General features: G+C 69.7%; 20 protein-coding genes and 2 pseudogenes. 16 read left to right on the top strand and 6 right to left on the bottom strand.

Annotated features, from left to right (window positions below):
* Positions 1-243: 243 nt before the first annotated feature.
* From LXN57_RS44870 to LXN57_RS44860, 3 genes are all read left to right on the top strand, one after another.
* Positions 244-1,320 (top strand): FIST signal transduction protein, encoded by a 1,077-nt coding sequence (locus LXN57_RS44870; protein WP_251804428.1) that lies wholly within the window; start codon positions 244-246, stop codon positions 1,318-1,320.
* Positions 1,321-3,516: a putative bifunctional diguanylate cyclase/phosphodiesterase gene (locus LXN57_RS44865; protein ID WP_251804427.1), complete on the top strand. Its 2,196-nt coding sequence runs from the start codon at positions 1,321-1,323 to the stop codon at positions 3,514-3,516.
* 480 nt (positions 3,517-3,996) lie between these two features.
* Entirely contained in the window at positions 3,997-4,818 is an 822-nt protein-coding gene (locus LXN57_RS44860) for a helix-turn-helix domain-containing protein (RefSeq protein WP_308206709.1), read from the top strand.
* A gap of 23 nt (positions 4,819-4,841) precedes the next feature.
* Here the strand turns inward: LXN57_RS44860 and LXN57_RS44855 are convergent, their stop codons facing one another.
* Entirely contained in the window at positions 4,842-5,048 is a 207-nt protein-coding gene (locus tag LXN57_RS44855) for a DUF397 domain-containing protein (protein ID WP_251804425.1), read from the bottom strand.
* A 297-nt stretch (positions 5,049-5,345) separates the two neighbouring features.
* On the opposite strand from LXN57_RS44855, the gene LXN57_RS44850 reads away from it, so the two are divergent.
* Entirely contained in the window at positions 5,346-6,278 is a 933-nt protein-coding gene (locus LXN57_RS44850; RefSeq protein WP_251804424.1) for a GGDEF domain-containing protein, read from the top strand.
* A gap of 50 nt (positions 6,279-6,328) precedes the next feature.
* Here LXN57_RS44850 and LXN57_RS44845 read toward each other — a convergent pair whose 3' ends face one another.
* From LXN57_RS44845 to LXN57_RS44835, 3 genes are all read right to left on the bottom strand, one after another.
* On the bottom strand, positions 6,329-7,255 hold the full coding sequence (locus tag LXN57_RS44845; protein WP_251804423.1) for an NADP-dependent oxidoreductase: 927 nt from the start codon (positions 7,253-7,255) through the stop codon (positions 6,329-6,331).
* Between the two features lie 170 nt (positions 7,256-7,425).
* Positions 7,426-8,607 (bottom strand): MFS transporter, encoded by a 1,182-nt coding sequence (locus LXN57_RS44840; RefSeq protein ID WP_285904756.1) that lies wholly within the window; start codon positions 8,605-8,607, stop codon positions 7,426-7,428.
* Between the two features lie 184 nt (positions 8,608-8,791).
* A complete protein-coding gene (locus LXN57_RS44835; protein ID WP_251804422.1) occupies positions 8,792-9,259 on the bottom strand; it encodes a hypothetical protein in 468 nt (155 codons plus the stop codon).
* A gap of 204 nt (positions 9,260-9,463) precedes the next feature.
* On the opposite strand from LXN57_RS44835, the gene LXN57_RS44830 reads away from it, so the two are divergent.
* Complete coding sequence (locus tag LXN57_RS44830) at positions 9,464-9,796, top strand: cupin domain-containing protein (RefSeq protein ID WP_251804421.1); 333 nt, start codon at positions 9,464-9,466, stop codon at positions 9,794-9,796.
* A 387-nt stretch (positions 9,797-10,183) separates the two neighbouring features.
* Positions 10,184-11,590, top strand: coding sequence for a nitronate monooxygenase (locus LXN57_RS44825; protein ID WP_251804420.1), 1,407 nt, complete (start codon positions 10,184-10,186; stop codon positions 11,588-11,590).
* 298 nt (positions 11,591-11,888) lie between these two features.
* On the opposite strand, the gene LXN57_RS44820 is transcribed toward LXN57_RS44825, so the two are convergent.
* Positions 11,889-12,371, bottom strand: coding sequence for a DUF2249 domain-containing protein (locus tag LXN57_RS44820; protein ID WP_251804419.1), 483 nt, complete (start codon positions 12,369-12,371; stop codon positions 11,889-11,891).
* 65 nt (positions 12,372-12,436) lie between these two features.
* A pseudogene (locus LXN57_RS44815) lies at positions 12,437-12,700 on the bottom strand (DUF2249 domain-containing protein); the annotation flags it as partial.
* 50 nt (positions 12,701-12,750) lie between these two features.
* Between LXN57_RS44815 and LXN57_RS44810 the strand changes: the two are divergent.
* The 10 genes and pseudogenes from LXN57_RS44810 to LXN57_RS44775 all read left to right on the top strand — a co-directional run bounded on the left by LXN57_RS44810 (position 12,751) and on the right by LXN57_RS44775 (position 23,736).
* The gene (locus LXN57_RS44810) at positions 12,751-13,458 is read left to right on the top strand and encodes a helix-turn-helix transcriptional regulator (protein ID WP_251804418.1); all 708 of its coding nucleotides are present in this window, start codon (positions 12,751-12,753) and stop codon (positions 13,456-13,458) included.
* Positions 13,455-13,850, top strand: a complete 396-nt coding sequence (locus LXN57_RS44805) for a DUF8744 domain-containing protein (RefSeq protein ID WP_251804417.1) — start codon at positions 13,455-13,457, stop codon at positions 13,848-13,850. The genes LXN57_RS44810 and LXN57_RS44805 overlap by 4 nt, the downstream gene beginning before the upstream one ends.
* Positions 13,847-15,088 carry a hypothetical protein gene (locus LXN57_RS44800; protein WP_251804416.1) on the top strand — a complete coding sequence of 414 codons (1,242 nt, stop codon included), beginning with the start codon at positions 13,847-13,849 and terminating at the stop codon, positions 15,086-15,088. The genes LXN57_RS44805 and LXN57_RS44800 overlap by 4 nt, the downstream gene beginning before the upstream one ends.
* Positions 15,085-16,464, top strand: coding sequence for a multicopper oxidase domain-containing protein (locus tag LXN57_RS44795; protein ID WP_251804415.1), 1,380 nt, complete (start codon positions 15,085-15,087; stop codon positions 16,462-16,464). The genes LXN57_RS44800 and LXN57_RS44795 overlap by 4 nt, the downstream gene beginning before the upstream one ends.
* Positions 16,461-17,207 carry a YwiC-like family protein gene (locus tag LXN57_RS44790; RefSeq protein ID WP_251804414.1) on the top strand — a complete coding sequence of 249 codons (747 nt, stop codon included), beginning with the start codon at positions 16,461-16,463 and terminating at the stop codon, positions 17,205-17,207. Before LXN57_RS44795 ends, LXN57_RS44790 begins: the two co-directional genes overlap by 4 nt.
* Before the next feature lie 126 nt (positions 17,208-17,333).
* Positions 17,334-17,444, top strand: a pseudogene (locus LXN57_RS48480) (DUF2249 domain-containing protein); the annotation flags it as partial.
* Positions 17,445-17,792: 348 nt separating this feature from the next.
* The gene (locus LXN57_RS44785) at positions 17,793-19,001 is read left to right on the top strand and encodes an MFS transporter (protein WP_251804449.1); all 1,209 of its coding nucleotides are present in this window, start codon (positions 17,793-17,795) and stop codon (positions 18,999-19,001) included.
* 19 nt (positions 19,002-19,020) lie between these two features.
* Positions 19,021-19,467, top strand: coding sequence for a hemerythrin domain-containing protein (locus LXN57_RS44780; RefSeq protein WP_251804413.1), 447 nt, complete (start codon positions 19,021-19,023; stop codon positions 19,465-19,467).
* Between the two features lie 388 nt (positions 19,468-19,855).
* The gene (locus LXN57_RS48115) at positions 19,856-19,978 is read left to right on the top strand and encodes a hypothetical protein (RefSeq protein WP_285904754.1); all 123 of its coding nucleotides are present in this window, start codon (positions 19,856-19,858) and stop codon (positions 19,976-19,978) included.
* Positions 19,975-23,736, top strand: coding sequence for a nitrate reductase subunit alpha (locus LXN57_RS44775; RefSeq protein WP_251804412.1), 3,762 nt, complete (start codon positions 19,975-19,977; stop codon positions 23,734-23,736). Before LXN57_RS48115 ends, LXN57_RS44775 begins: the two co-directional genes overlap by 4 nt.

The following is a 23,736-nucleotide window of genomic DNA, read 5'->3' as shown; positions in this document are numbered from 1 at the left end:
GGACTCTTCATGATGGCCGGCCCGGCCTCGTCTCGATGGGCCGCGACATGTCGGCGATCAGCGGCGGCACGAGGGACACGTCCACCCGAAGGGCTCAACAAGAGTCGAGACGCGTCGAATGGTGTGGTGTGTTCGCGGTCGACTGGACGGTGGAGGGCAACGATGGGCTCGCGTTGGCTGGGAGTTGGCACGTCGGGACGGCAACAGAGCGCTTCGGCGGGTGCGGAAGCGGCTTCTGCCGCCTTGGCCGGTCGCGATGACGCCCAGCTCATCATCGCCTTCGGTGGTCCCGGGCACGACCTGGCCGATTTCCTGCGCGGCGTCAATCGGACAACCGGCGGCGTACCGCTGATCGGCTGCTCGACCGCGGGCGGGTTCAGCGCGGCGGGGCCCTCCGGTGGTGGTGCAGTGGTGACCGCGCTGGGAGGCACCGGCTTCCGAGTGATCACCCGGGCGACCGAGGGCCTTTCCTCCGGGCAGCGTGAAGCCGGTCGGTTGGCGGCTGAGCCGATGGCCGAGCTCGGCGACGCCGGTCAACCACTGCTGATCATGTTCACCGACGGTCAGATCGGCAGGCAGGAGGAAGTCGTTCGCGGAGCGTACGGAGTTCTGGGTGCCGGCATTCCCATAGCCGGTGGCTGCGCCGCCGCGGACGGGCCGGCTCCGGCGACCTACGTACTGCACGGCGATCGCGTTCTGTCCGACGCGGTGGTCAGCGCCGCGATCCGATCCGACGGCGAATTCGGCGTCGGGGTCGCGCACGGCTACCGACCGGTCGGTGATCCGCTGATGGTCACCCGGAGCGGTGACGGGTTCATCTTCGAGTTCGACGACAAGCCGGCTCTGGACCTCTATCTCGACCGGCTCGGCGCCCCGCCTGACGCGTATCACGACGAGGCAGCGTTCGCCGCCTTCGCCATGCACCACCCGCTGGGACTGAGCCGGCGAAGCGGTGAGGAAATGCGGTTCGTAGCCCGTGCCGACTTCGGTATCCGGGCGATCCTGCCGCTGGCCGACGTACCGGACGGGGGCACCGTCCGGCTGATGACCGGAGACGAGGAAGACCTACTCGCGGCGGCTGCGACCGCGCGGCTCGATGCCATGACGGCCCTCACCGCCCCGGCGCTCGGGCTGCTGGCCGTCGACTGCACCGCGCGCCGCGCCGTACTCGCCGACGACAAGCGGCTCGCCCGCGAGGTCCAGCTGCTCGCGGGCAGCCACCTTCCCTTGTCCGGCTTCTACAGCCTCGGTGAGATCGCCCGGGTCCGCGGGATCACTGGCTTCCATCACCAAACGGTCGTCGTCCTTGCGGTGAGTTGAGTGACGACGGGTACCGGCGGGATCGCCTCGACGCATCTGCTCGCCGAGTTCGTCGCCTCCATGGCCCGGCATGAGGACGAGGCGTCCGCGGTGACGGCGGCCACGGAGCGGATCGCGGCCGCGGTGGAGGCCGAGGTCTGCGCAGTCCTGCGACCCGAGGTCGTCGTGTGTGTCGGGCTGCCGCCGGCTGAGCGCCCCGACGAGTTGCTGTGGCGGCTCGCGGCAACGTCGGCGCGCGCCGGTGACCTGCCCGGGCTGGGGTCGTGCCACCTCGCGACCGCTTCGTTCTCGTCCACCGACGGTTACCTACTGGTCGCCCGCAGGGACGATCCACTGAGCATCGACGAGATCATTCTGATCCGTGCCATGGCCCGGGTGCTTTCGCTGAGCCTCCAGATGTTGCGGACGCTGGCCACCGAGCGCACCCTTCGCGAGCGCAGTGAGCGCCAGGCCGCCGAGAACGGGCGGCTGCTGGCCGAGGTCCGTGCTCAACAGCGGCTTACCGAGGCACTTGTCTCGATCGAGGCTGCCATAGCGGCGCGACGGCCGATCAGCGAAGTCCTGGACATGGTCACTCACCGCGCGCGGGATGTTCTGGGCGGTGACGTCGCGGCCCTGCGGCTGGTCGACCGCGATCAAGCGGGTCACCTTCTGCTGGCCTCATCCTCCGGGCTGACCACCGAGGAGCGTGCCGCGGCCGTACGGACCCGAGCCCCGGCAGTCTGGGGATCAGCCGATGAAAAGACCTTGTCGTGGCCGGTACGTGAGGACGGCCTGGAAGTGGGCTACCTGGTGGTGGCTCGGGGAGCGGCCGGTCCGGCCCCCGACGCCGCGGACCGGGACGTGCTCGCGGCGTTCGCTGAACACGCCGGCATGGCATTGACAGCCGCCAAGACGACGCACGCCATGCAGCAGGCGATGAAGGATCCGCTGACCGGCCTGGCCAACAGGGCCCAGTTCGCGGACGAGCTGGGAACGCGACTCGCCGCGGACGGGTCCGAGTCGCTCGGGCTGTTGTTCGTCGACCTCGACCGGTTCAAGCCGGTCAACGACACCCTCGGGCACGCTGCGGGTGACGCCCTGTTGATTGAGGTCGCGTCGCGGATCCGGGACTGCCTCGGCGGCGCCGACATCGTGGCCCGCTTCGGTGGCGACGAGTTCGCCGCTCTGCTCGTGGACACGACCCTCGAACGAGCAACGGCTGTCGCGGACCGGATCGGCCAGCGGATACGGGCACCGTTCGACCTGCTCGGCCGGAAGGTGTACGTGAACGCCAGTGTCGGGATCGCTTTGACCGACCATCGGACCGACGCCGCCGGTCTGCTGCGCAACGCCGATGTCGCAATGTACGAGGCGAAGCGCCGGGGCCCGGGCAACCAGGCGGTGTTCGAACGTCGCATGCACAAGGCGATGTCCACACGTCTGCGGCTGGAAGCCGACCTGGACGGCATCCTGACCCGGCGGGAGCTGGCTGTTCGGTACCAGCCGGTGGTCCGCCTCGATGACCGTGCGGTGGTTGCGGTGACCGCTACCCCGTACTGGAAGCACCCCGACCTCGGAATGATCTCCCCGACCGACCTGCTCACGTCGGCCAAGGCGACCCAGATGGTCGAGCGGATCACCCGCGCGCTGATCGAGGAGGCCTGCCGGCAGATGCAGCAATGGCGGTCAGCGGGCGCCGCACCGGTAGATCTGCACGTGCTGATTCCGGCGGCGTTGTTGCGCGATGACGACCTGCTGGCCGCCATCGGCGGGCCGGCCATGCGGTACGGAATCCGCCCGGACCAGCTCGTCGCCGAAGTCGATGAGTCCACCATCGCCGAGGATCCGCCGCTGGCCGCCGACCGCCTGGAGCAGATGCACCGTGCCGGTATACGGACGGCGGTAACAGCCTTCGGCAATGGCGGTTGCTCGTTGCGGGACCTGCTGCGCATCTCGGCCGACATCGTCGCGATAGATGTCGCCGACGCTCCGGACCACAATTCCGCGAGCCCGCCCCCGCTGAGCCGGCTTCTTGTACGCCTGGCCCACATGCTCGACGCAGCGGCGATGGCGACCGGCGTCGACACCCACGAGCAGCTGGCGGAACTCGACGCCGCCGGTTACCGGTACGGACGCGGGTCGCTGTTCGGTTGCCCCGCCGACGGCACGACGACCGCGGACCGAATCAGGCAAGCAGCGGTCGTTCACTCCTGATCGGCCGTGATCGCCACCCGTCGGCGAGCCACTGCTACTGGTAGGAGTTCACCGCCGGGCTCCACATGCCGGGGTCGACGGGCGCCTTCAGCCCGACTCCGCCTTGCCGGTGATCGACGCCTTCGTGATCACCGCGAACGGCTTCGGCGACGTGGTGGGCGGCTGCGTCGGCCAGGACCACCGAATCGTAGGTGAGGGGCCGGGCCGGCTCCGCGGACGAAGTCGCCGTGACGTCGTACGTTCCGGCCCGAATGGGGCGCCGTCGCTGAGCGGGTGACGCACTCCGCCCAGGTGTCCAGCCGGTAATCGGCCGGCTCGGCGCTGGTCCGGACGTAGCGAGCCGGTGCGAATCACCGCGAACACGGGCACGTCGCCCTGACACGTTCGGTCAGCGACGACGGGTTGCCTGTTGACAACGCGGCGTCGCGGGTACGGTAGTCGACGTCACCGTCCACATGGGTTGGCAAGGCGGAGGTAAGGGTGCCGGTCACAGGCCAACGCGTCGTGCGACGGGCATTGGGGCGGCGATTGACGCGGCTTCGCACGGCGTCCGGCATGAGCCGGCGTGATGTGGTGGAAGCGCGGCTGGGCATCTCGGAGCCGACGCTGCACCGCATCGAGACGGGCAAGGTGCCGGTCACCGGAGCCAACGTACGCGCGCTCTGCTGGCTCTACGGTGCGGACCAGAGCATCACTGACGCGCTTGCCGACCTCGCGCTGGGCACGTCACAGCAGGAGTGGTGGGACGCCAGCCCGGTGATCCCCGAATGGTTCAAGCTGTACGTCGGGCTGGAGGCGTCCGCATCCCGAATGTTCGGTTACGACGGCGAGGTCGTTCCCGGCGAGCTGCAGACCCCGGAGTACGCGCGCGCCATCTTCGGCGCCGAGCAGCCGGTCGACTCGGAGCTCGCCGAGCGCCACATCAAGCTCCGCATGCAGCGGCAGAAGACACTCTTCGCTCGTAACCCACCGATCCACCTCGTGACGGTGCTCGGCGAGGGAGCGTTGACCCGGCCGGTCGGCGGCGAACAAGTGATGAAAGGGCAGATCGAGCATCTACGGCGGCTGTCCCGAGACGATACGGTCGACATCCGGGTGCTGCCGTTCTCGGTCGGGGCGCACGCGGCGATGGCCGGCGCCTTCCGGATCCTGGAGTTCGACGACCCGGACGATCCCGACGTGGTTTACCTCGAATCGCACGTCGGTGCGCTCTACCTGGAGGAGCAGGTCGAGGTTGACGAATACCGGCGGATCTTCGATCTCATCGGCAAAGATTCCGTACCGGTCGCAGAGTTCCGGTGACGAGCGGCGGAAGCCCGTCGTGATCAGTCCGTCAGGAGCCGGTCGAACTCGCCGCGCTTGGCGCCGAACAGGAACGAGTCCCACTCCTCGGTTGTGAACACCACGGTGCCGGCCTCGCGTGCCTTGCTGTTCCTGACCTCGATGAGGCCGTCCTGGCGGCGGGCCTCGACGCAACTGCCGCCATTGCCTGTCGACCTGCTGGAAATCATCCAGCCGGTTTCGCTGCTCATCAGCGCCCCTCCCCCTGGAGTTGCTTGCTGTGCGTAACCGATCTGCCACCGATGCGATGGCCGTCTGACGTGCAGAATCAGTACTAACGAGTACGCACGACTCTTTCACCACGAAAGTGGCAGCACTTAGAGTAGCCGAAAACCGGTCCGGATGCATCCTGTCACCGTGATACCTGTCTTCGTGAAATCTTGCACGAGCCTCGGCCGACTGTCATGATTCCCTTGTGGCGCTTGGCGATCCCTCGCCGCCGACTCGACAGCCTCAGCTAGTCCGCCGCAGCTTTGAGAGGACGGCCGATGCGGATCCTCGATCCTGCAACCGCCGGCACGGGCGGTGCGCTGCCGGCGGACGCTCAGCTGCGCACAGGGTCCGAGACCGCCCGCCTCCAAGCCCGCATCGATCAGCTCGCGGCGCACGTCCAGCAGTTGGAGCAGGAGCGCGCCTCACTCCGCTGGATGGCCGGCCACGACGAGCTCACCGGACTCGCCAACCGCCGCCTCTTCCACGCGCTCGCCCCCGAGCTGCTGCGCGCCGACGCTCGCTCGTCGGCCGTTCTGGTCCTCGACCTCAACGGTTTCAAGCCGATCAACGACACGTACGGGCACGATGCCGGCGATGAGGTCCTCTGTTTGGTCGCCCGGCGCATGGCCGCCTGTCTCGGCGACCATCTCGTGGCCCGGTTCGGCGGTGACGAGTTCGCCGCGCTGCCGCGCGCTCCGCGGGCCGACGTCCCGGATGCGTGGTGGCACGAGGTTGCCAGCTCGGTGAGCGCTGCGATCGCACCCCCGATGGACGTGCAGGGCCACACTCTGTCCGTCACCGCCTCGATCGGCGTCGTACCGGCGGGGCGCTCCGCTGATCTTCCCACCTTGCTGCGCCGCGCGGACCGGGCGATGTTCAGCGCCAAGCGGCACGCGAACACCACCGACAGAGCCGTTATCACCTGGGCCTTGGCCACCGAGAGCGGCGACCGCACCGAGACGTACAAGCCGCCCGCCGCACCCCTGCCGGACCTGACCGCCTCGGAACCCGCAGTGGCGTGCCGGCCGGGCGACCCGGTATGGGTGCACCGCAGTGGCGCCCGTCGCGCGGGAGTGGTCGAGAGCGCTTGCGAATGGGCGGCCCTGGTTCGCTACCGATGCCCGAACGGCGCCGGCACGATGGTCGACACGATCCCTACGAACTGCCTCACTATCCGAGCCGACGCAGATCCGTACCTGGACCGGTAGACCCTCGGCCGACCGGTGACGACCCAGGTTGACGGCCGCCACGCTCCCGGTCAGCCCACCGTCAGCACGAGCTTTCCCCGCAGGCCACCGGCCAATACGCGCCGGTGGGCCTCGGCGGCCTCGGTCAACGGCATCGTGACCGCCACGCGCGTGCGCAGCCGTCCCGCCGCCACCTGCCCCACCAAGTCGGCCAGCAGCTCGCGGTCGAGCCGGATGAGTTGCAGCTCTTGGCGCACGCCACGTGCCGGAACGATGGCCGGCGTGGGCCGGGTCGCGACCACGATTCCCCTGTCCTCGACGGCGGCGGCCGCCGCTTCGCCGACGGGGATCGCGTCGAACACCGCGGCCACGGGCCCCACCGTGGACAGGTCGACGGAACGTGAAACGACTTCGTGAGCTCCCAGACCGTGCACCCATTGCTCATCGTCGTGGCTGGCCTGCGCCAGGACACGGTAGCCGCTCTGAACGGCGAGCTGGGTGGCGAAGCCGCCGACACCGCCGCTGGCGCCGGTGACCAAGATGCTGCTGCCGGCCGGCAGCATGGCCAATGACACCAATGACAGGCCCTGGTGTGCGCTCTGGGCGTTGAGCGGCACCGTGGCTGCGGACACGAAGTCAAGCCCGTCCGGCAACCGCACCAACCAGTCCGTGTCGGCCGCCACGAACTCGGCGTAGCCACCCGGGTTACCCCGCGTCAGGTACCACGGAATCATCCCGACGACACGATCACCCACCCCGAAATCAGCCGTGTCGGGGCCGACGGAGGCCACCTCACCGGCGATGTCCCACCCGGGCGAAAACGGCGGCGGAACCGGCCCGCGAGGAATTTCTCCGGTGGTGGCTGCCACGTCAGCCGGGTGCACACAGACCGCGCGGATCCTGACCACAACCTGACCGGGCCTGGCCTCAGGCTCGGGCAACTCGGTCACCTGTAATACCTCAGGACCGCCAAGCGCGGCCGCGACGACTCCCAGCACGCGTCCACTCTAGACCCTCGTTCACCGATTCCCAGCCCTGCGACATTCGTCGCCGATCCGTGACGGGCCCACCGCGCAGCGTCCGGCACCACGATCTCGCGCCCCGGACGGCCCCTGATCTGTTCGACCACGACACCTGGCACAGCATCGGCATCCGCCACGTGGCTTGGTCAGGTCGCCGCGACCGCTTCGCGTCGTCGGCCGACGGAGAGCAGGTCGAGCAGCAGCGCAGCGAGCGCGACGACGGCGAGCAGGACCAGGCCCAGCGCGTACGAGTGGTAGCTGCCATAGATCGACCCCATGATCAGGGGTGGGACGAAGCCGCCGAGACCGCCCGCTGCGCCGACGACGCCGGTGACCGAACCGACCTGGTTGGCCGGGGCCTTCTGCGCGACCAACGCGAAGGTCGCGCCGCTCCCAGTGCCGAGGGCAGCCGCCATGCCGAGGAACGCGATGGTGCCGATCGGGGTGAGGCCGGGAGTAAAGGACTGAGCGAGGGCGCCGAGGACGACCACGCCGAGACTGCCGGCGAGCACGCGGCTGGCCGGGATGCGGTCGGAGAGCCAGCCGCCGATGGGGCGCATGAGGACCGCGAGCAGGACGAAACCGGCCATCCGGTTGGCCGCGTCGGCCTGGGTCAGCCCGTACGCGTTCTTGAGGTACGCGGGCAGGTAGACCGAGAAGGCGACGTAGCCGCCGAAGGCGACCGCGTACAGGGCGGCAGCCTGCCAGGTGATGCGCAGCCTGACGGTCGCGCCGAGCCGTGCAGTGAACGGCGTCGTCGGCACGACACGGTTCGGCGCGTCACGCAGCACCAACCAGGCGACGACGGCGTAGAGCGCCAGAACCGCGGTGGTGATCAGGAACGGCGTCTGCATGCTGTTGGCGTCGACCAGTTTGACGGTGGTCAGGGCGCTGATCGCGGTGCCGCCCATGCCCATGCCGAAGACGCCGACGGCGAAGCCGCGCCGCTCGGGCGGGAACCAGGCGTTGACGAAGGGCACACCGATAGCGAAGGTGGTGCCGCCGATACCCAGGAAGAAGCCGCCGACGAGGATCGCGGCGAGCGAGTCGTGGCCGAACAGGCCGAGGTAGAGCACCGGGATGATGGTGGACAGGGACACCAGCGGGAACATGATCCGGCCACCGAACCGGTCGGTCAGCGCGCCGATGGGGATGCGGCCCAGCGAGCCTACGACCACCGGCACGGCCACCAGCAGGGACTGCTCGAAGGAGCTCAGGTGCAGGATGGCGGTGAACTTCGTGGCGAGCGGGCTGAGCAGCGCCCAGGCCCAGAAGTTGACCGACGGCGAAACCGCCCGCGGAAGCGGGACCCTGTCAGGGTCGTTGATCTAGGGGCTCAGATCAGGAGGACGTGGTCCCGACCGCGGCGGGACCAAAGTCCCGAATTCGCGGGACCAGAAGGCGATCCAGTGACCGACCTGCCCGTTGCGACGCGAAGCGCCCCTGTCAATGGTGGGCTCGGCGCAAACACTGATCGGATCGATGGCGCATGTCCTCACCAAGCCGGCCACGTCAAACGCCGCGTACGGCCAAGGCCAGGAAAGTCGCGCCCATCGCAGTGAACACGGCGCCCAGCGCGAGCACCAGCACGGTGATCTGCCAGGCCTGGTAGGCGCCGAGCAGGGCACCGCGCAGGCTCTGACCCATGAACGCGGTCTCGCGTAGCCGGGCCAGGCGTTCATCGGTCCGTCCGCCGGCCATCCACTCGTCGGCGATCTCGGCGTAGGTGCGGCCGCCGGTCGCCTTGGTCACGTGGGCGCCGATGAGGTCGGCGTACGCTCTCGCCTGCGTGCCGGTGTGCACGAGCGTTCCAGCGTAGCGGTGCAGCCCGGCGGGCAGGCCGTCGTCGGCGGGGAAGCTGATCCGCTGTTGTGCCAGCTCCCGGATGACGCTTCTGCGGCCGACCACGCCATGAACGATCATGGTGGGACCGGCGACGAGGAGAACTGTTGCGGTGAGACCGAGGAGAATCGCCATCATGCCCGCCAGCCTCATGGACACGGCATCCCGCGCGGCAGGGCAGCAGGTCCATGATCGGTACGGTCACAAGTCCCGTCGTAGCGGCTTCTACACCATCGGGCTCATGTTGCTCTCGGATGTCGCGGCCGCGGCCGCCGTCTACCGCGGTCGAAAAGAGAGCGGCCTGTTCCACCGCCGCCCCACATCACCTGAAGGAGTGCCCCCATGCAGAAGTCGTCGCTGGCCGAACTCACGGTCCGGCACCTTGAGAAGGCGCGCGGTTCGTCGAGCGGCCGCAGCGCCGAGACAGTCGTCGGCGGGCACACCCACATCCTCCGGCAGACCCTTGTCGCCCTTCGCGCCGGCGAGGCACTGGACGAGCACGAGAACCCGGGCGAGGCGACCGTCCACGTCCTGACCGGACGGGTCCGCCTGGCCGCCGGGGATACCTCCTGCGAGGGCGGGACGGGCGACCTGCTGACTGTACCGGACGCACGGCACAGCCTGACCGCGATAGAGGACACCGCCGTGCTGCTCACCGTCGCCAAGCTCGAGTAGGGCACGACGTAGCCATCACAAGCGGGCGAGCTCGGCTGCTCGCTCATCGCCTGCCCACCGGCCATCGCCAGGGCCCGAGGTCCCCTCCCTACGTTCCGGCACGAGGATCACCCACGTGACAGGACCTATGCCCCTGTCAGATCCGCCCCGGCTTTCCGCAGGCTCCACACAGCCCATCGGACAAGCATCGGGAGGCGCCCGATGCTGCCAGGGCGAGGACGGGAGACCCAGGATGGCAAACACTGTGGCGGTGACACGTAGCGTTACCGCGCGCGAGGTGACCGGAAACGAGCAGGTGTGGACGGTCATGTCAGCTGCGGATCAGTGCCGGTGAGCGCTTCGAGCACGGCACCGTCCCCCTGCCGCCCTGAGATCATTCAGGGCGGAATGGGCGTCGGTGTCTCCAGCTGGCGGCTGGCGCGGGCGGTGGCCCGCACCGGGCAGCTCGGAGTGGTCTCCGGTGTCGCCCTCGACGCTCTGCTCGCGCGCCGTCTTCAGACCGGCGACGACGACGGCCATGTCCGGCGTGCCCTGGCCCGGTTCCCGGTGCCCGCCGTGGCCCAGGCGGTGTTGGACCGCTATCTCGTTCCCGGCGGGTCCTCCCGCGACCGCCCGATGCGACCGGTGCCCAAACTCAGCCTGCAGTCCCGCCGCCAGGCACAACAACTGACCGTCGTCGCCAACTTCGTCGAGGTGTTCCTCGCCAAAGAGGGCCATGACGGTCCGGTCGGGGTGAACTACCTGGAGAAGATCCAAACAGCCACCCCGGCTGCGGTGTACGGAGCCATGCTCGCCGGCGTGGACTACGTCCTGATGGGCGCGGGTCTGCCCACCGAAATTCCCCGCGTGTTGGATGCGCTCGCCGTGCACCAGCCGGTCCGGGTGTCGGTGACCGTGCACGGCGCCCTGCCAGGTGAAGATCACCATGTCGCCCTCCACCCGCAAGAGGTGTTGGGTGAGACGACGGGCCCGCTGCGCCGGCCCCGGCTGCTGGCCATCGTCTCGTCCGCCACCCTGGCCGTCTACCTCGCCCGCGACCCGGTGACCCGCCCGGACGGTTTCGTCCTGGAGACGCCGGTCGCCGGTGGGCACAGCGCCCGGCCGCGCGGCAGGCTCGCCCTCGACGACGACGGCGAGCCGGTGTACGGGCCGCGTGACCACATCGACGTGCCGAAGGTCGCCGCGCTGAACCTGCCGTTCTGGCTCGCCGGCGGCCAGAGCAGCCCCGAGCAGCTGCTTGCGGCCCGCGATGCGGGCGCCGTAGGCATCCAGGTCGGCACCGCGTTCGCCTTGTGCCGCGAGTCCGGCCTCGACGACGACCTGAAACGGCAGCTATTGCAGGAAGCGGCCGGGGGAACGCTGGTGGTGCGTAACGACGTCCGGGCGTCCCCGACCGGGTTCCCTTTCAAGCTGGTTTCCCTGCCCGGCACCGCCGCCGACGAGCGGGTCTACGCCGACCGGCCACGACTGTGCGACCTGGGCTACCTGCGCACACCGTTTCGCCGTGACGACGGCAGGGTCGGCCACCGTTGCCCGGCAGAGCCGGTCGACGAGTACGTGCGCAAAGGTGGGACCGTCGCCGACACCGTTGGCAGTCGATGTCTGTGCAACGGCCTGGTCGCCGCGGTCGGCCTCGGGCAGCGCCGCACCGACGGGTACGTCGAGCCACCACTGGTGACGCTCGGGCAGGACCTCGCCTTTCTGCCCCGCCTCACCCGGCAGAGCGACGACTACACCGCGGCCGACGTGATCCGGTACCTACTTACCGCACGGCGGGCGGACGCCGGATCATGAGGTCGGCGGGCCGACGTCAGCGGCACCCGCCGATCCCGCACATCTCATGCGGCCTTGCGGCAGTCCCCGGGCGTGCAGGAATTGCGGCTGTTCACCCCCGATACCGCGCAGAGCCGTTCCGCCGCCGCTCGCCGCCCGCTGTCGGCGGTCCTCCTGTCCTCGCCACGCAATCAGGCCAGCCGGGACGCTCAGCCGAGCCGGCATGTGCACCGGCGGATGCGTCAGCTGACGACCGTCGTCCGGCTATTGAGGCCGGGTGCCTGGGCGGCGCCCCGGCACCCCGCCCGTGGCGGTGCGTTCAGGCGGAGAGGGGCTGGCGGTGCAGCCGGATCTGCCAGACCTCCGGGCCGTCCTGCAGCCATTGCCCGGCCACTTGCCCGGCGTAGCGGTTCTTGATCTCCGCAAGAAGCGGCAAGGGAGCATGCGGGGCGATGAGGACCAGCGCGGCGTCGACGGGCAGCGCGTCGAGGGCGGCGAGGACGCGGGCGTGTCGCTCGCCGTGTGGCAGGTCGCGGACATCGACTCGGGGGTCGATGGTGAGTGCGGCTGCGTCGCCGTCGGCCGCGCCGGGTGCGTCACCGCCGCAGCCGCAGCCACCGCCTCCACAGCCGCTGGAGGAGGACGGGCCGGTTTCGCCGCCGATGATGTCGTGCATGCCGTCGAGCAGCGCGGCCAGCGACACCTCGTCGGCGGTGACCAGCAGCGGCAGAACCAAGTCGTTCTCCTTGGCCAGGTGACTGGCGAAGACGGCTTGCAGGGCGCGGGCCGTTGACGCCACCACGAGGGGGGAACGGCACTCTCCAGGTCGGTGACCAGCGCAGCGATGACACGGTGCTCACCGAGCATGCCCTCGACGAGCAGTTTCCCGGCCGGCAGGTCAGCGGCGGCCGGGTACAGAGCCGCCTCCTCGGCATATGCATGCGGTAGCAACTCGTCGTGCAACCACGTCGTCAGCTCGTCGCGGTGGGTCCACACCTGCCGCAGGATGCCGGCGTCAGCGGCGTCGACGAGCCGGGTGACGTGGCCGGTCAGGGCGGCGGCGAGCTCGCTGTGGTGCCGCACCACGGCCTGCGCGGCTCGCTGATCGGCGGCGAGATCGGACTGTGACATGGAACCCTCCCCAGGTTTTGATGCCGTTCGGCGTTATAACGTTAACCACCATGGAAACACCGCGGATAGGCCCCACCGGGGAGACGATCGACACGCCACGCCACCGGGCGTTGGGATCGAGCAGCCGGGTGACGATCCTACGGCTGGTGAGAGCGGCCGAGAGCGGCGTCACCGCGGCCGAGGTGGCGGCCCGGACCGGGCAGCACCTGTCCACCACCCGCGCGCATCTGGACCGGCTCGCCGAAGCCGGACTCCTGGTGAAGGCGCGCGCCAGCGGCGGGCAGCCCGGCCGGCCCGCGTGGCGGTATCGGGCGGCGTCGGCGGACCCGGCGCCGGCGCCGTACCGGGCTCTGGCTGCCGCATTGCTGGAGCATCTGTCCGGCGGTGGTGGTGATGTGCGCGAGGCCGCAGCGCGGGCGGGCCAGGGGTGGGGCCGGCATCTGGCCGCGGTGAATCCCGATCACGATGATCCGGTCGATGCGGTGCTCACCGTGTCGGACGGGCTCGGTTTCAGCCCTCGCCGGGAACCGCCCGACAGCGGCGACGGCGTGCAGGTGAACCTGTACACCTGTCCGTTCCTGGAACTGGTGGACCAGAACCCTGACGCGATGTGCGGACTGCATCTGGGTGTGGTTCGCGGCATCCTTGACCGCGCCGGCGTGCCCGGGGAGTCCGTGGTGCTGGAGCCTTTCGGCGCTCCGGCCGCGTGCGTCGTGCGCCTACCGGCACCGGTACGGCCGGCTGGGGAACGGTCGTGAGCCGCACCGCTGGGGTGCCGCTCCGGTGGCGCGTGCCCGCGCCGGCCGCGGGGGTGGTCGCGTGGATGGTGGTGTTCGTGGTGGCGACCATCGCCGGCGAACGCCTTGAACTGGCACACGTGACAATGCACGGCCGCAGCGCAGAACGCTGGTTCCTGACCGGCCTGGCCGCCCTCCTGGTGGGCGCCATCGCAACGACGCTGCTCGTCCGCGTAGTCCTCGGCGACGCGGGCCTGGAGCGGGTGTGGCGCTGGGCCGGCACCGTCAACGTCGTCGCGGTACTCGCCTTCGCCGCGTGCGCCGTCGCCCTGTCATGGTGGCGCCGGACACCGACGGCCCCGACTCGTGCCACCGCGACAAGCCGTCCGGCCGCTGTCGGGGCCAGGTCATGAAATCCGCCGTCGGCAACGATGTGCCGGCCGACAGTGGTGCCGGCCGTACCGGGCGGGCCGCCTGGCATCGCCGCGCCGGCATGCTACCGCTGGCGTACCTGGCAGCGCTGGTCGTCGTCGCGCTGTTCCACCCGTTGCTGCCGTCCTGGCGGTGGTTGGCCGTCCATCTGCTGCTGCTCGGCGCCGTCACCAACGCCATCGTGATCTGGAGCGCCCACTTCACCAGCGCCGTGCTGCGCGCACCGGCGCCGGCCGGCCGGCGCGGTGAGGCCCTCCGGCTCGGCCTGCTCAACGTCGGTGTCGTCGGTGTGCTCGCCGGCGGTGCCGCCGACCGGCCGTGGCCGGGTGTCGTCGGAGCCGGGCTGGTTTTCGCGGCGGTCCTCGCGCATCTGGCGTGGCTGGCCGCCCGGCTCAGGGCTGCGCTACCGGCCCGTTTCACGGTCACCGTGCACTACTACGTCGCCGCAGCGACGGCCTTGTTGACGGGTGTCCCGGTCGGCGCGTGGATGCTCGTCGCCGACGAGGACAGCCGGACGCGGCTGCTGCTGTTCCACGCCCACGTCAACCTGCTCGGGTGGGTGACGCTCACCGTGCTCGGCACGCTGCTCACCCTGTGGCCCACGATCCTGCGCACCCGAATGGCCGACGGCGCCGCCACCGCCACTCGCCGCGCGCTGCCGGTCGCGGTCGTCGGGCTCGCGCTGCTCGGCATCGCAGTACTGGCCTGGTGGCCGCCGCTGGCCGCCGGCGGGCTCGCACTGGTCGCCGCCGCCGTCGGGCTCCTCGCTCGCCCCGCCGTGCAGACCGCCCGCCGCAAGACACCGGCCTCGTTTCCCGGCTGGTCCATCGCCGCCGCCGGCGGCTGGCTGCTGATCGCCCTCGGCGTCGACGTATGGACGCTGCTGTCCGCTCCCGACGCAGCCGAGGCCGCCGACCGCTTCGGCGCCGTGCTGGTCCCGCTGCTGGTCGGTTTCGTCGCGCAGACCCTGCTCGGAGCGATGGCCTACCTGCTGCCCGTGGCCTTGGGCGGCGGGCCGGCCGTCGTGCGGGAACGCATCGGCCGGCTGGATCGGAACTGGGCCCAGCGAGTGGCCATGGCCAACGCCGCGCTGGCCGTCTTCGTCCTGCCCACACCGCCGTACGTGCGGATCACCACCTCTCTGCTGATCCTCGCCGCACTGCTGCAGTTCCTGATCCCCGCCGTCAGCATCATGCTCGCCGCCCGGAGAAGACCGTGACCCCATCTGCCCCTGCCCCACAGCCCACTGCACCGGCCCGCCCACTGGGCGGCGTTGCGGCCGGTCTCGCCCTCGTCCTGGTCGCCGTGCTCATCGGGGCGGCGGCCCAACGCGTCACCGCCCCGATGAGCACGCCGGTCGCGTCGTCGTCCGGGATCGCGTGGAACGGGCGCACCACCACCGTGACGGTGACCGCCGAGGGCATGCGCTTCCGGCCCGACACCATCACCGTCCCGGCCGGTGACCGGCTGATCATCATGCTGACCAACCAGGACCGCCGCCGCCACGATTTGGCCTTGGCCACCGGTCCGAAATCCGCCGTCCTGGCAAGCGGCGACACTTCTCGCCTCGATGCCGGCGTCATCGGCGGCGCGGTCGACGGCTGGTGCTCGTTGCCCGGCCACCGCCAAGCCGGTATGCGGCTGACCATCACCACCACCGGCAACACCGGATCGGCCGCGGCTGCCGGCCATGACCACGGCGCCGCCCCCGCCGCGACCACAGCACCCATCGACGCGATGGCCGAGCCCGGCGCCGGTTTCACCGCCCGCGACGCGACCGCACCGGCGCTGCCCGGCGGCCGACTGCACCGCCTCGACCTGCGGGTGCAAGAGGTGCAGCGCGAGGTGAGCCCGGGGGTACGGCAGAAGATGTGGACCTTCAACGGGACCACCCCCGGCCCGGTGCTGCGGGGACGGGTCGGCGACATCTTCGAGATCAGCCTGAGCAACGACGGCAGCATCGACTTCCACGCCGGCGCCCTCGCCCCCGACGAACCCATGCGACCGATCGACCCCGGGCAGCAGCTCACCTACCGATTCACCGCTACCAAAGCCGGCATCTGGATGTACCACTGCTCGACCATGCCGATGCTCCACCACATCGGCAACGGCATGTACGGCGCCGTCATCATCGACCCACCCGACCTGCCCGCCGTCGACCGCGAATACGTGCTCGTCCAGTCCGAGCTGTACCTCGGTCCCGACGGCGAGCCGGGCGACCTCACCAAAATGCAGGCCGAACAGCCCGACGCCGTCGTCTTCAACGGCTACGTCGCCCAATACGCCCACCGGCCGCTGACCGTCCGCCCGGGCGACCGCGTCCGCATCTGGGTCCTCAACGCCGGACCCAACCGCACCAGCGCCTTCCACCTCGTCGGCGCCCACTTCGACACCCTCTACCGGGAAGGCCGATGGCAGCTACGCCCGACGGACCCCGGCGCCGCGCAGGTGCTCGACCTCACCCCGGCAGCAGGCGGCTTCGTCGAGACCGTCCTGACCGAACCCGGCCACTATCCGTTCGTCAGCCACGTGATGGTCGACGCCGAACGCGGTGCCCGGGGCATCATCACAGTGGAAGCGAGCGCGCCGCGATGACCACCAGCACCACCCGGCACAAGGCCCGTCGCCGGACCGCCCGGAAGTACCTCCCACCTCAGCACGGCGCCTGGGCCATGCTCCTCGTCCCCTGGCTCACCGGTGTCCTGACCGCCGGATTCCGCTGGCCGCACCTGCCGCTGCTCGGCGCCTGGCTGAGCGGCTACCTGCTCTCGTACTACGCCCTGCAAGCCCTCAAGACTCGCCGGCTGTCCCGCGTCCGGCCGCAACTGCTGCTGTACGGGCCACTGACCGCCGTCCTCGCCCTCGTGGTCGTCATCGCCCGGCCGCAGGTCCTGTTCTACACCTGCGCCTACGCGCCGCTGCTGGCGTTCAACGCCTACTACGCGCGACAGCGCCACGAACGCGCGCTGCTCAACGACCTGACCTCGGTCCTTCAGAGCTGCCTCGTCGTCTTCGTCGCAGCCACCGTCGCCGGTACCGGCATCAGCGAGGTCGGGCCGGCCTTCACCACGGTCATGCTCTACTTCACCGGTACGGTCCTGTACGTCAAGACCATGATCCGCGAACGCGGAAACCCGTCGTACCACCGCGCATCAATCGCCTACCACGTCCTCGCACTCGGCGTAGCCAGCCTGCTCACCATCCCGATCGCAGCGGTTTTCCTCCTTCTCCTGATTCGCGCGACCATCCTCCCCCGCTACCGGCTGACGCCGAAGCATGTCGGAATCGCTGAGATCATCGCCTCCGTGCTCGTGCTCCTCAGTGCCGTACTCGCCTGATGGATCGTGGCCCGTCGGGAGCGACCCCACCTGGGCCGCTGCCGAACGGCCGGCCAGCGGTGCGACGGGGACCAGCGGGCCGCGAACGCCGACGCGCCGCTGCTGGATGTCGACTGCCGTCTTGACATGCGCGAAGTCGAGCACGACCAACGGCATGCGTTGGTACTGTCCGCGGTAGCGGGGCTGGCGCCCGGCGACGTGGTGGTCCTGGTCGGCGCGCATGCGCCTCGCCCGGTCCTCGCCGAGATCGTGACCGCTTCGGCGCACAGATCGGCTCCCGATGGCTGCAGTCCGGGCCCCAGGTGTGGCAGATCCGCCTGGGAAGGTCTCCGGTGCCGCCTCACAGCCCATCTGGCGCGACCTCGGCGGATGACCGCCCGCGCTGCCGGGACCAAAGGCCCTATCTGGCGGGACGTGAAGACGGGGAACCTGACGCCGGGGCCTCGCATCCTTCCGGCCCGAGCCGATGACCACCGACACCGGCGACACGAACGAAATGTGGAGACGATGATGAGTACAGGCCACCGCCGCTCCGGTACGCCCGGCGCGTCACAAACCACCGGGACGGGCCGGCAGCGGGCGGTGATGCTGGGCCTGGCCGCCCTCGGATTCGCGGTCAACTTCTGGGCCTGGGCGCTGCTCAGCCCGCTGGCCCCGAAGTTCAAGGACATCCTGCAACTCAGCTCGTTCCAGCAGGCCCTGCTCGTCGCTGTCCCGGTCGTCGTCGGATCGGTGGGCCGGATTCCGGTCGGCGCCCTGACCGACCGGTTCGGCGGACGGGTCATGTTCCCGCTGGTCTCGCTCACCACCATCGTCCCGGTGCTCTACCTCGGCCTAGCCGGGCACACCACGCTGGCCGGGCTGCTGGTCGGCGGGTTCTTCCTCGGCATCGGCGGCACAGCGTTCGCCGTCGGTGTGCCGTTCGTCAACGCCTGGTTCCCACCCGAGCGCCGGGGTTTGGCGATCGGCGTGTTCGGCGCCGGCATGGGCGGCACCGCGATCAGCGCCCTGACCACGGTAAAATTTGTCACCGCGCACGGCGTCGCCACCCCGTTCATCGTCACCGCGATCATCCTGGCCGCGTACGCCCTGCTGGCCGCATTGGTGCTGCGCGACGCCCCCGGGCGGGTCGTCCCGGCAGAGCCGCTGTCGCGGCGGCTGGCCGACACTGCGCGGTTGCGGATCACCTGGCAGGCTTCCGCCCTGTACGCGGTCCTGTTCGGCGGCTACGTCGCCTTCTCGGTGTACCTACCGGCCTATCTGAAGACCGCCTACGGGCTCACTCAGGCCGACGCCGCCAACCGGATGGCCGGGTTCGTCCTGCTGGCCGTGGTGATGCGCCCGATCGGCGGCTGGCTGTCCGACCGGCTCGCACCCACCCGGGTGCTGGCCGCCGCGCTCGGCATCGTGGTCGTCGGTGCCGCCGTCCAGGCGTTCACTCCGGGCCTCGCGCCGCTGGGCACGATCGCGTTCCTGTCCATGGCCGCCGCCCTCGGCGCCGGCAGCGGCGCGACCTTCGCGCTGGTCGCCCTGCTGGCGCCGCAGAACAAGGTCGGCTCGGTCACCGGCATCGTCGGCGCCGCCGGCGGCCTCGGCGGATTCGTGCCCCCGCTGATCATGGGTGCCCTTTACGGCCAGTACAGCTCGTACGCGCTCGGCCTGGGCGCGCTCGCGGTCGTCGCGCTCGCCGCACTGGGGTTGACCGTGACCGCTGTCGCGAAGAGCGTCGCCCAACCGGTGACCGCCCCGGCCGCCCGGGGCGCCACGGCTCAGGAAGGCACCGCTCATGTGTGAGTACTGCGGCTGTCAGGCCGTGACCGCCATCGACGATCTGACCCGCGAACATGAGCTGGTCGTCAACCTCATCGGCGAGGTCCGTGCCGCCCGCGCGGTGACCGACACCGCACACATGGCAGAACTGGCCCGCCGGATCACGGCCGTCCTCGAGCCGCACACGCAGGTCGAGGAGCAGGGTCTGTTTCCGGCAATGGCTGCCGATTTCCCCGAACATGTCATGGCCTTGCGCGCCGACCACCGGCACATCGAAGCGGTCCTCGGCGAAGCCGAGCACGGCACGCCCATCGACCCGACCTGGCCCGGCCGGCTCATCGCCACCCTCGAACTGCTCCGCGAGCACATCCTCAAAGAGCAGAACGGCGTCTTCCCCGCCGCGCTCGCCAACCTGAACCCGGACGACTGGGACGCTATCGACACCATCCGCGCCAAGGTCGGCACTTTGCTGCCCGCTCTCGGCCGATGACCGACCGGCCCATGCCTCCAACGAAGTCCTCAGGGTCCGCGAGCCGTTCTGCCCTAAACCTTCACACAATGACCACGTTCATGCCTGCCTAGGGTCTAGTGTGCAGATCATCACGCGGAAGCGCGCTACGAACAGCTCGACCGGCCTCCAGGGAAGACCCGATCATGGGCAGCCGAACCAACATGCAACAGGCCCCGCGACACCGAGCCGGCTCGGTGCCCGAGCCGCTGGTCGACAACCGCCGATTCTTCGCTCGGGTCGGGGTCTCGGCCGACCACCCCGCCCCGTATCAGATCGGCGGACGCCCCGCGGCCCGGCGCTCCCCTCGTGCACCTACCCGCCGGCCAGGGCGAGGCACCCGCACCTCGGCAAAGGCGGCGTGGTCCGCGTGACCTCATATGTCAACGGGCTGTGCCTGCCGTCGGCGATCACGGCCTCGATCCTGCTGCTGACCATGACCGTGGTACACCGAACCGCGCATCGGCGCGACGAGGAGATGTCCATCTCATGACGTCCGACCAGAACCTTCGCGACAGCACCGGAAGGTCGGGGCACCTTGATCAGCCGGGTTTGGACGGCCAATTGGGCGAGGCCCTGGTGCGCACCCGTCGCTACTTCGCCAAGGGCACGGTGTCCGATGATCTGCGGACCCTGACGAAGCAGGGTGGCCGGCAGGCCGACGACTTCTACCGGGACCGGTGGAGCCACGACAAGGTGGTCCGCTCGACTCATGGGGTGAACTGCACCGGGTCCTGCTCGTGGAAGGTCTACGTCAAGGACGGCATCATCACCTGGGAGACCCAGCAGACCGACTACCCGTCGGTCGGCCCGGACTCCCCGGAGTACGAGCCCCGCGGCTGCCCTCGCGGAGCGGCGTTCTCCTGGTACACCTATTCGCCGACTCGGGTCCGCTATCCCTATGTCCGCGGCGTACTGCTCCAGATGTTCCGCGAGGCCAAGAGCCAGCACGACGGTGATCCGGTGCGCGCGTGGGAGCACATCGCGGAGAATCCGCGGCGGGCGAAGGCCTATAAGTCCGCCCGCGGAAAAGGTGGCCTGGTACGCGCCACGTGGGAGGAGGTCTGCGAGATCGTCGCCGCCGCGCACGTGCACACGATCAAGAAGTACGGACCCGACCGGGTGGCCGGCTTCTCTCCCATTCCGGCGATGTCGATGGTCTCCCACGCGTCGGGAGCACGCTTCCTGAACTTGGTCGGCGGCTCGATGTTGAGCTTCTACGACTGGTACGCCGACCTCCCCGTCGCCTCCCCACAGGTCTTCGGTGACCAGACCGACGTTCCCGAGTCGGGCGACTGGTGGAACGCCGGCTACTTGATCATGTGGGGCTCCAACCTGCCGGTCACCCGCACCCCGGACGCGCACTGGATGACCGAGGCCCGCTACCGCGGCCAGAAGGTGATCGCGGTTGCTCCCGACTACGCCGACAACGTGAAGTTCGCCGACGAGTGGCTGCCCGCCAAGCCGGGCACCGACGGCGCGCTGGCCATGGCGATGGGCCACGTCGTGCTGAAGGAGTTCTTCGTCGACCGGCAGGCGCCGTACTTCACCGAGTACGTCAAGACCTACACCGACCTGCCGCACCTGGTGAAGCTCGAGGACGCTGGTGATGGCGCCTTCACCGCGGGCAAGTTCCTGACGGCCGCCGATCTGGCCTCAACCGGCACGGGGCAGGAGAACGCCGCCTTCAAGACCGTGCTCATCGACGCACGCACCGGTGAACCGGTGATCCCGAACGGCTCGCTGGGTCACCGGTTCGGCGAGGCCGGTGTCGGCCGGTGGAACCTCGAGCTCGGTGACGTCGACCCGCAGCTCTCCCTGCTCGACGGGACAGAGGAGACCGCTCTGGTGCGGATGCCCCGCTTCGACACCGCGGACGGGGCGGCCGCCGACCTACCGCGCGGCGTCCCGGTCCGCCGGGTCGACGGCCACCTGGTCACCACGGTCTTCGACCTGCTGCTCGCCCAGTACGGCGTCGGCCGTGACGGCGTGCCGGGGCAGTGGGCCCGCGGCTACGACGACGCGGACGCCCCGTACACCCCCGCCTGGCAGGAGGCGATCACCGGTGTCCCGGCCGCCACCGCCGCTCGGATCGGGCGGGAGTTCGCCGCGAACGCCGAGGAGTCACGCGGCCGATCGATGATCGTCATGGGGGCCGGCACGAACCACTGGTTCCACTCCGACACGATCTACCGGGCGTTCCTGACCCTGACCAACCTCACCGGATGCCAGGGCGTCAACGGCGGCGGCTGGGCGCACTACGTCGGGCAGGAGAAGGTCCGCCCGATCACGGGCTACACGCAGATCGCCAACGCCCTCGACTGGAGCCGACCGCCCCGCAACATGATCCAGACGGCTTTCTGGTACCTGCACACCGACCAGTTCCGGTACGACCAGTTCGGCGCCGACACCCTTGCCGCCACCACCGGCAAAGGCCAGCTGGCCGGCAAGTCCACGGCCGATGTGATCGCCCAGAGCGCGCGGATGGGCTGGATGCCGTCATACCCCACGTTCGACCGCAACCCGCTCGACCTCGCCGACGATGCGGCCGCCGCCGGCAAACCGGTGGGCGCGTACGTCGTGGAGCAGCTCAAGTCCGGCGAGCTCGACTTCGCCGGTGAGGACCCTGACGCACCGCAGAACTATCCGCGCATCCTCTCGATCTGGCGGGCCAACCTGCTCGGCTCGTCCGGAAAGGGCAACGAGTACTTCCTCAAGCATTTGCTCGGCACCGACTCGTCGGTGCGGGCGACCGAGACGCCGGCGGATCGGCGCCCGGTCGACGTGACCTGGCGAGACGAGGCCCCCGAGGGCAAGCTCGACCTGCTCATGACGATCGACTTCCGGCAGACCAGCACCACGATCTTCTCCGACGTCGTTCTCCCGGCGGCCACCTGGTACGAGAAGCACGACCTCAACACCACCGACATGCACCCCTTCGTGCACTCCTTCAACCCGGCGATCGCGCCCCCGTGGCAGACCCGGACCGACTGGGACGCCTGGCAGAGCATCGCGGCGAAGTTCAGCGAGCTCGCCGCCACCCACCTCGGCGTGCGCAAGGACGTCGTCGCGGTTCCCCTCACCCACGACACCGCGGACGCGATGGCCAACCCGCACGGTGTCGTGCGTGACTGGAAGAAGGGCGAGTGCGAGCCGATCCCGGGCGTCACCATGCCCAAGCTCGTCGAGGTCGAACGCGACTACGGTGCGGTCGCCGAGAAGATGAACGCGCTCGGCCCCCTGGTCGACACTCTCGGCGCCACCACCAAGGGCGTCACCTTCGAGCTGGGCGAGCAGGTCGACTACCTGCGGCGCAAGAACGGTGCCGTGCGCGGTGGCGTGGCCGATGGCCGGCCGTCGCTGAAGAAGGACGTCAACGTCTGCGAGGCCATCCTGGCCATGTCCGGGACCACCAACGGGCATCTGGCCACCGAGGGATTCAAAACGCTCGAGAAGCGCACCGGGGTCCGGCTGGCCGACCTCGCCGAGGAGCACGAAGGCAAACAGATCACCTTCGCCGACACCCAGGGGGCCCCGGTGCCGGTGATCACCTCACCGGAGTGGTCGGGCTCCGAGACCGGCGGGCGACGGTATTCGCCGTTCACTATCAACGTGGAGCGCAAGAAGCCCTGGCACACCCTGTCCGGCCGGATGCACTTCTACCTCGATCACGACTGGATGACCGAGCTCGGCGAGGGCCTGCCCGTCTACCGGCCACCACTCAACATGGCGGCACTGTTCTCCGAACCGTCGCTTGGGAACGTCTCCGACGGCACCAGAGCCGGCGAGGTCGAGGGGCTCACGGTACGGTACCTGACCCCGCACAACAAGTGGTCCATCCACTCGGAGTACCAGGACAACCTGTTCATGCTGTCGCTCTCGCGCGGCGGCCAGAACATCTGGATCAGCGACCGCGACGCGGCCAAGGTCGGCATCAAGGACAACGACTGGATCGAAGCGGTCAACCGCAACGGGGTCGTGGTCGCCCGGGCCATCGTGTCGCACCGGATGCCCGAAGGCACGGTGTACATGTACCACGCCCAGGACCGGCTGATCGACGTACCGATCGCCGAGACCTCCGGCAAACGGGGCGGCATCCACAACTCGCTGACCCGGATCCTGGTGAAGCCGTCCCACATCATCGGCGGCTACGCCCAGCTCACGTTCGCGTTCAACTACCTCGGCCCGACCGGCAACCAGCGCGACGAGGTCACAGTCATCCGCAAGCGCTCACAGAACGTGGAGTACTGA

This window comes from Paractinoplanes hotanensis (assembly GCF_023717965.1).
Lineage (GTDB): Bacteria > Actinomycetota > Actinomycetes > Mycobacteriales > Micromonosporaceae > Actinoplanes > Actinoplanes polyasparticus.
Note: the sequence above shows the minus strand (reverse complement) of the source record. Positions and strands in the feature narration are given on the sequence as shown.

What these genes read in the sequence shown, in the direction of transcription:
- LXN57_RS44810 (WP_251804418.1), top strand. Translation starts at nt 12,751, where the DNA reads ATGGAAACACCGCGGATAGGCCCCACCGGGGAGACGATCGACACGCCA.
- LXN57_RS44785 (WP_251804449.1), top strand. Translation starts at nt 17,793, where the DNA reads ATGCTGGGCCTGGCCGCCCTCGGATTCGCGGTCAACTTCTGGGCCTGG.
- LXN57_RS44855 (WP_251804425.1), bottom strand. Translation starts at nt 5,048, where the DNA reads ATGAGCAGCGAAACCGGCTGGATGATTTCCAGCAGGTCGACAGGCAAT.
- LXN57_RS44775 (WP_251804412.1), top strand. Translation starts at nt 19,975, where the DNA reads ATGACGTCCGACCAGAACCTTCGCGACAGCACCGGAAGGTCGGGGCAC.
- LXN57_RS44790 (WP_251804414.1), top strand. Translation starts at nt 16,461, where the DNA reads ATGACCACCAGCACCACCCGGCACAAGGCCCGTCGCCGGACCGCCCGG.
- LXN57_RS44835 (WP_251804422.1), bottom strand. Translation starts at nt 9,259, where the DNA reads ATGATGGCGATTCTCCTCGGTCTCACCGCAACAGTTCTCCTCGTCGCC.
- LXN57_RS44850 (WP_251804424.1), top strand. Translation starts at nt 5,346, where the DNA reads ATGCGGATCCTCGATCCTGCAACCGCCGGCACGGGCGGTGCGCTGCCG.
- LXN57_RS44825 (WP_251804420.1), top strand. Translation starts at nt 10,184, where the DNA reads ATGGGCGTCGGTGTCTCCAGCTGGCGGCTGGCGCGGGCGGTGGCCCGC.
- LXN57_RS44800 (WP_251804416.1), top strand. Translation starts at nt 13,847, where the DNA reads ATGAAATCCGCCGTCGGCAACGATGTGCCGGCCGACAGTGGTGCCGGC.
- LXN57_RS44830 (WP_251804421.1), top strand. Translation starts at nt 9,464, where the DNA reads ATGCAGAAGTCGTCGCTGGCCGAACTCACGGTCCGGCACCTTGAGAAG.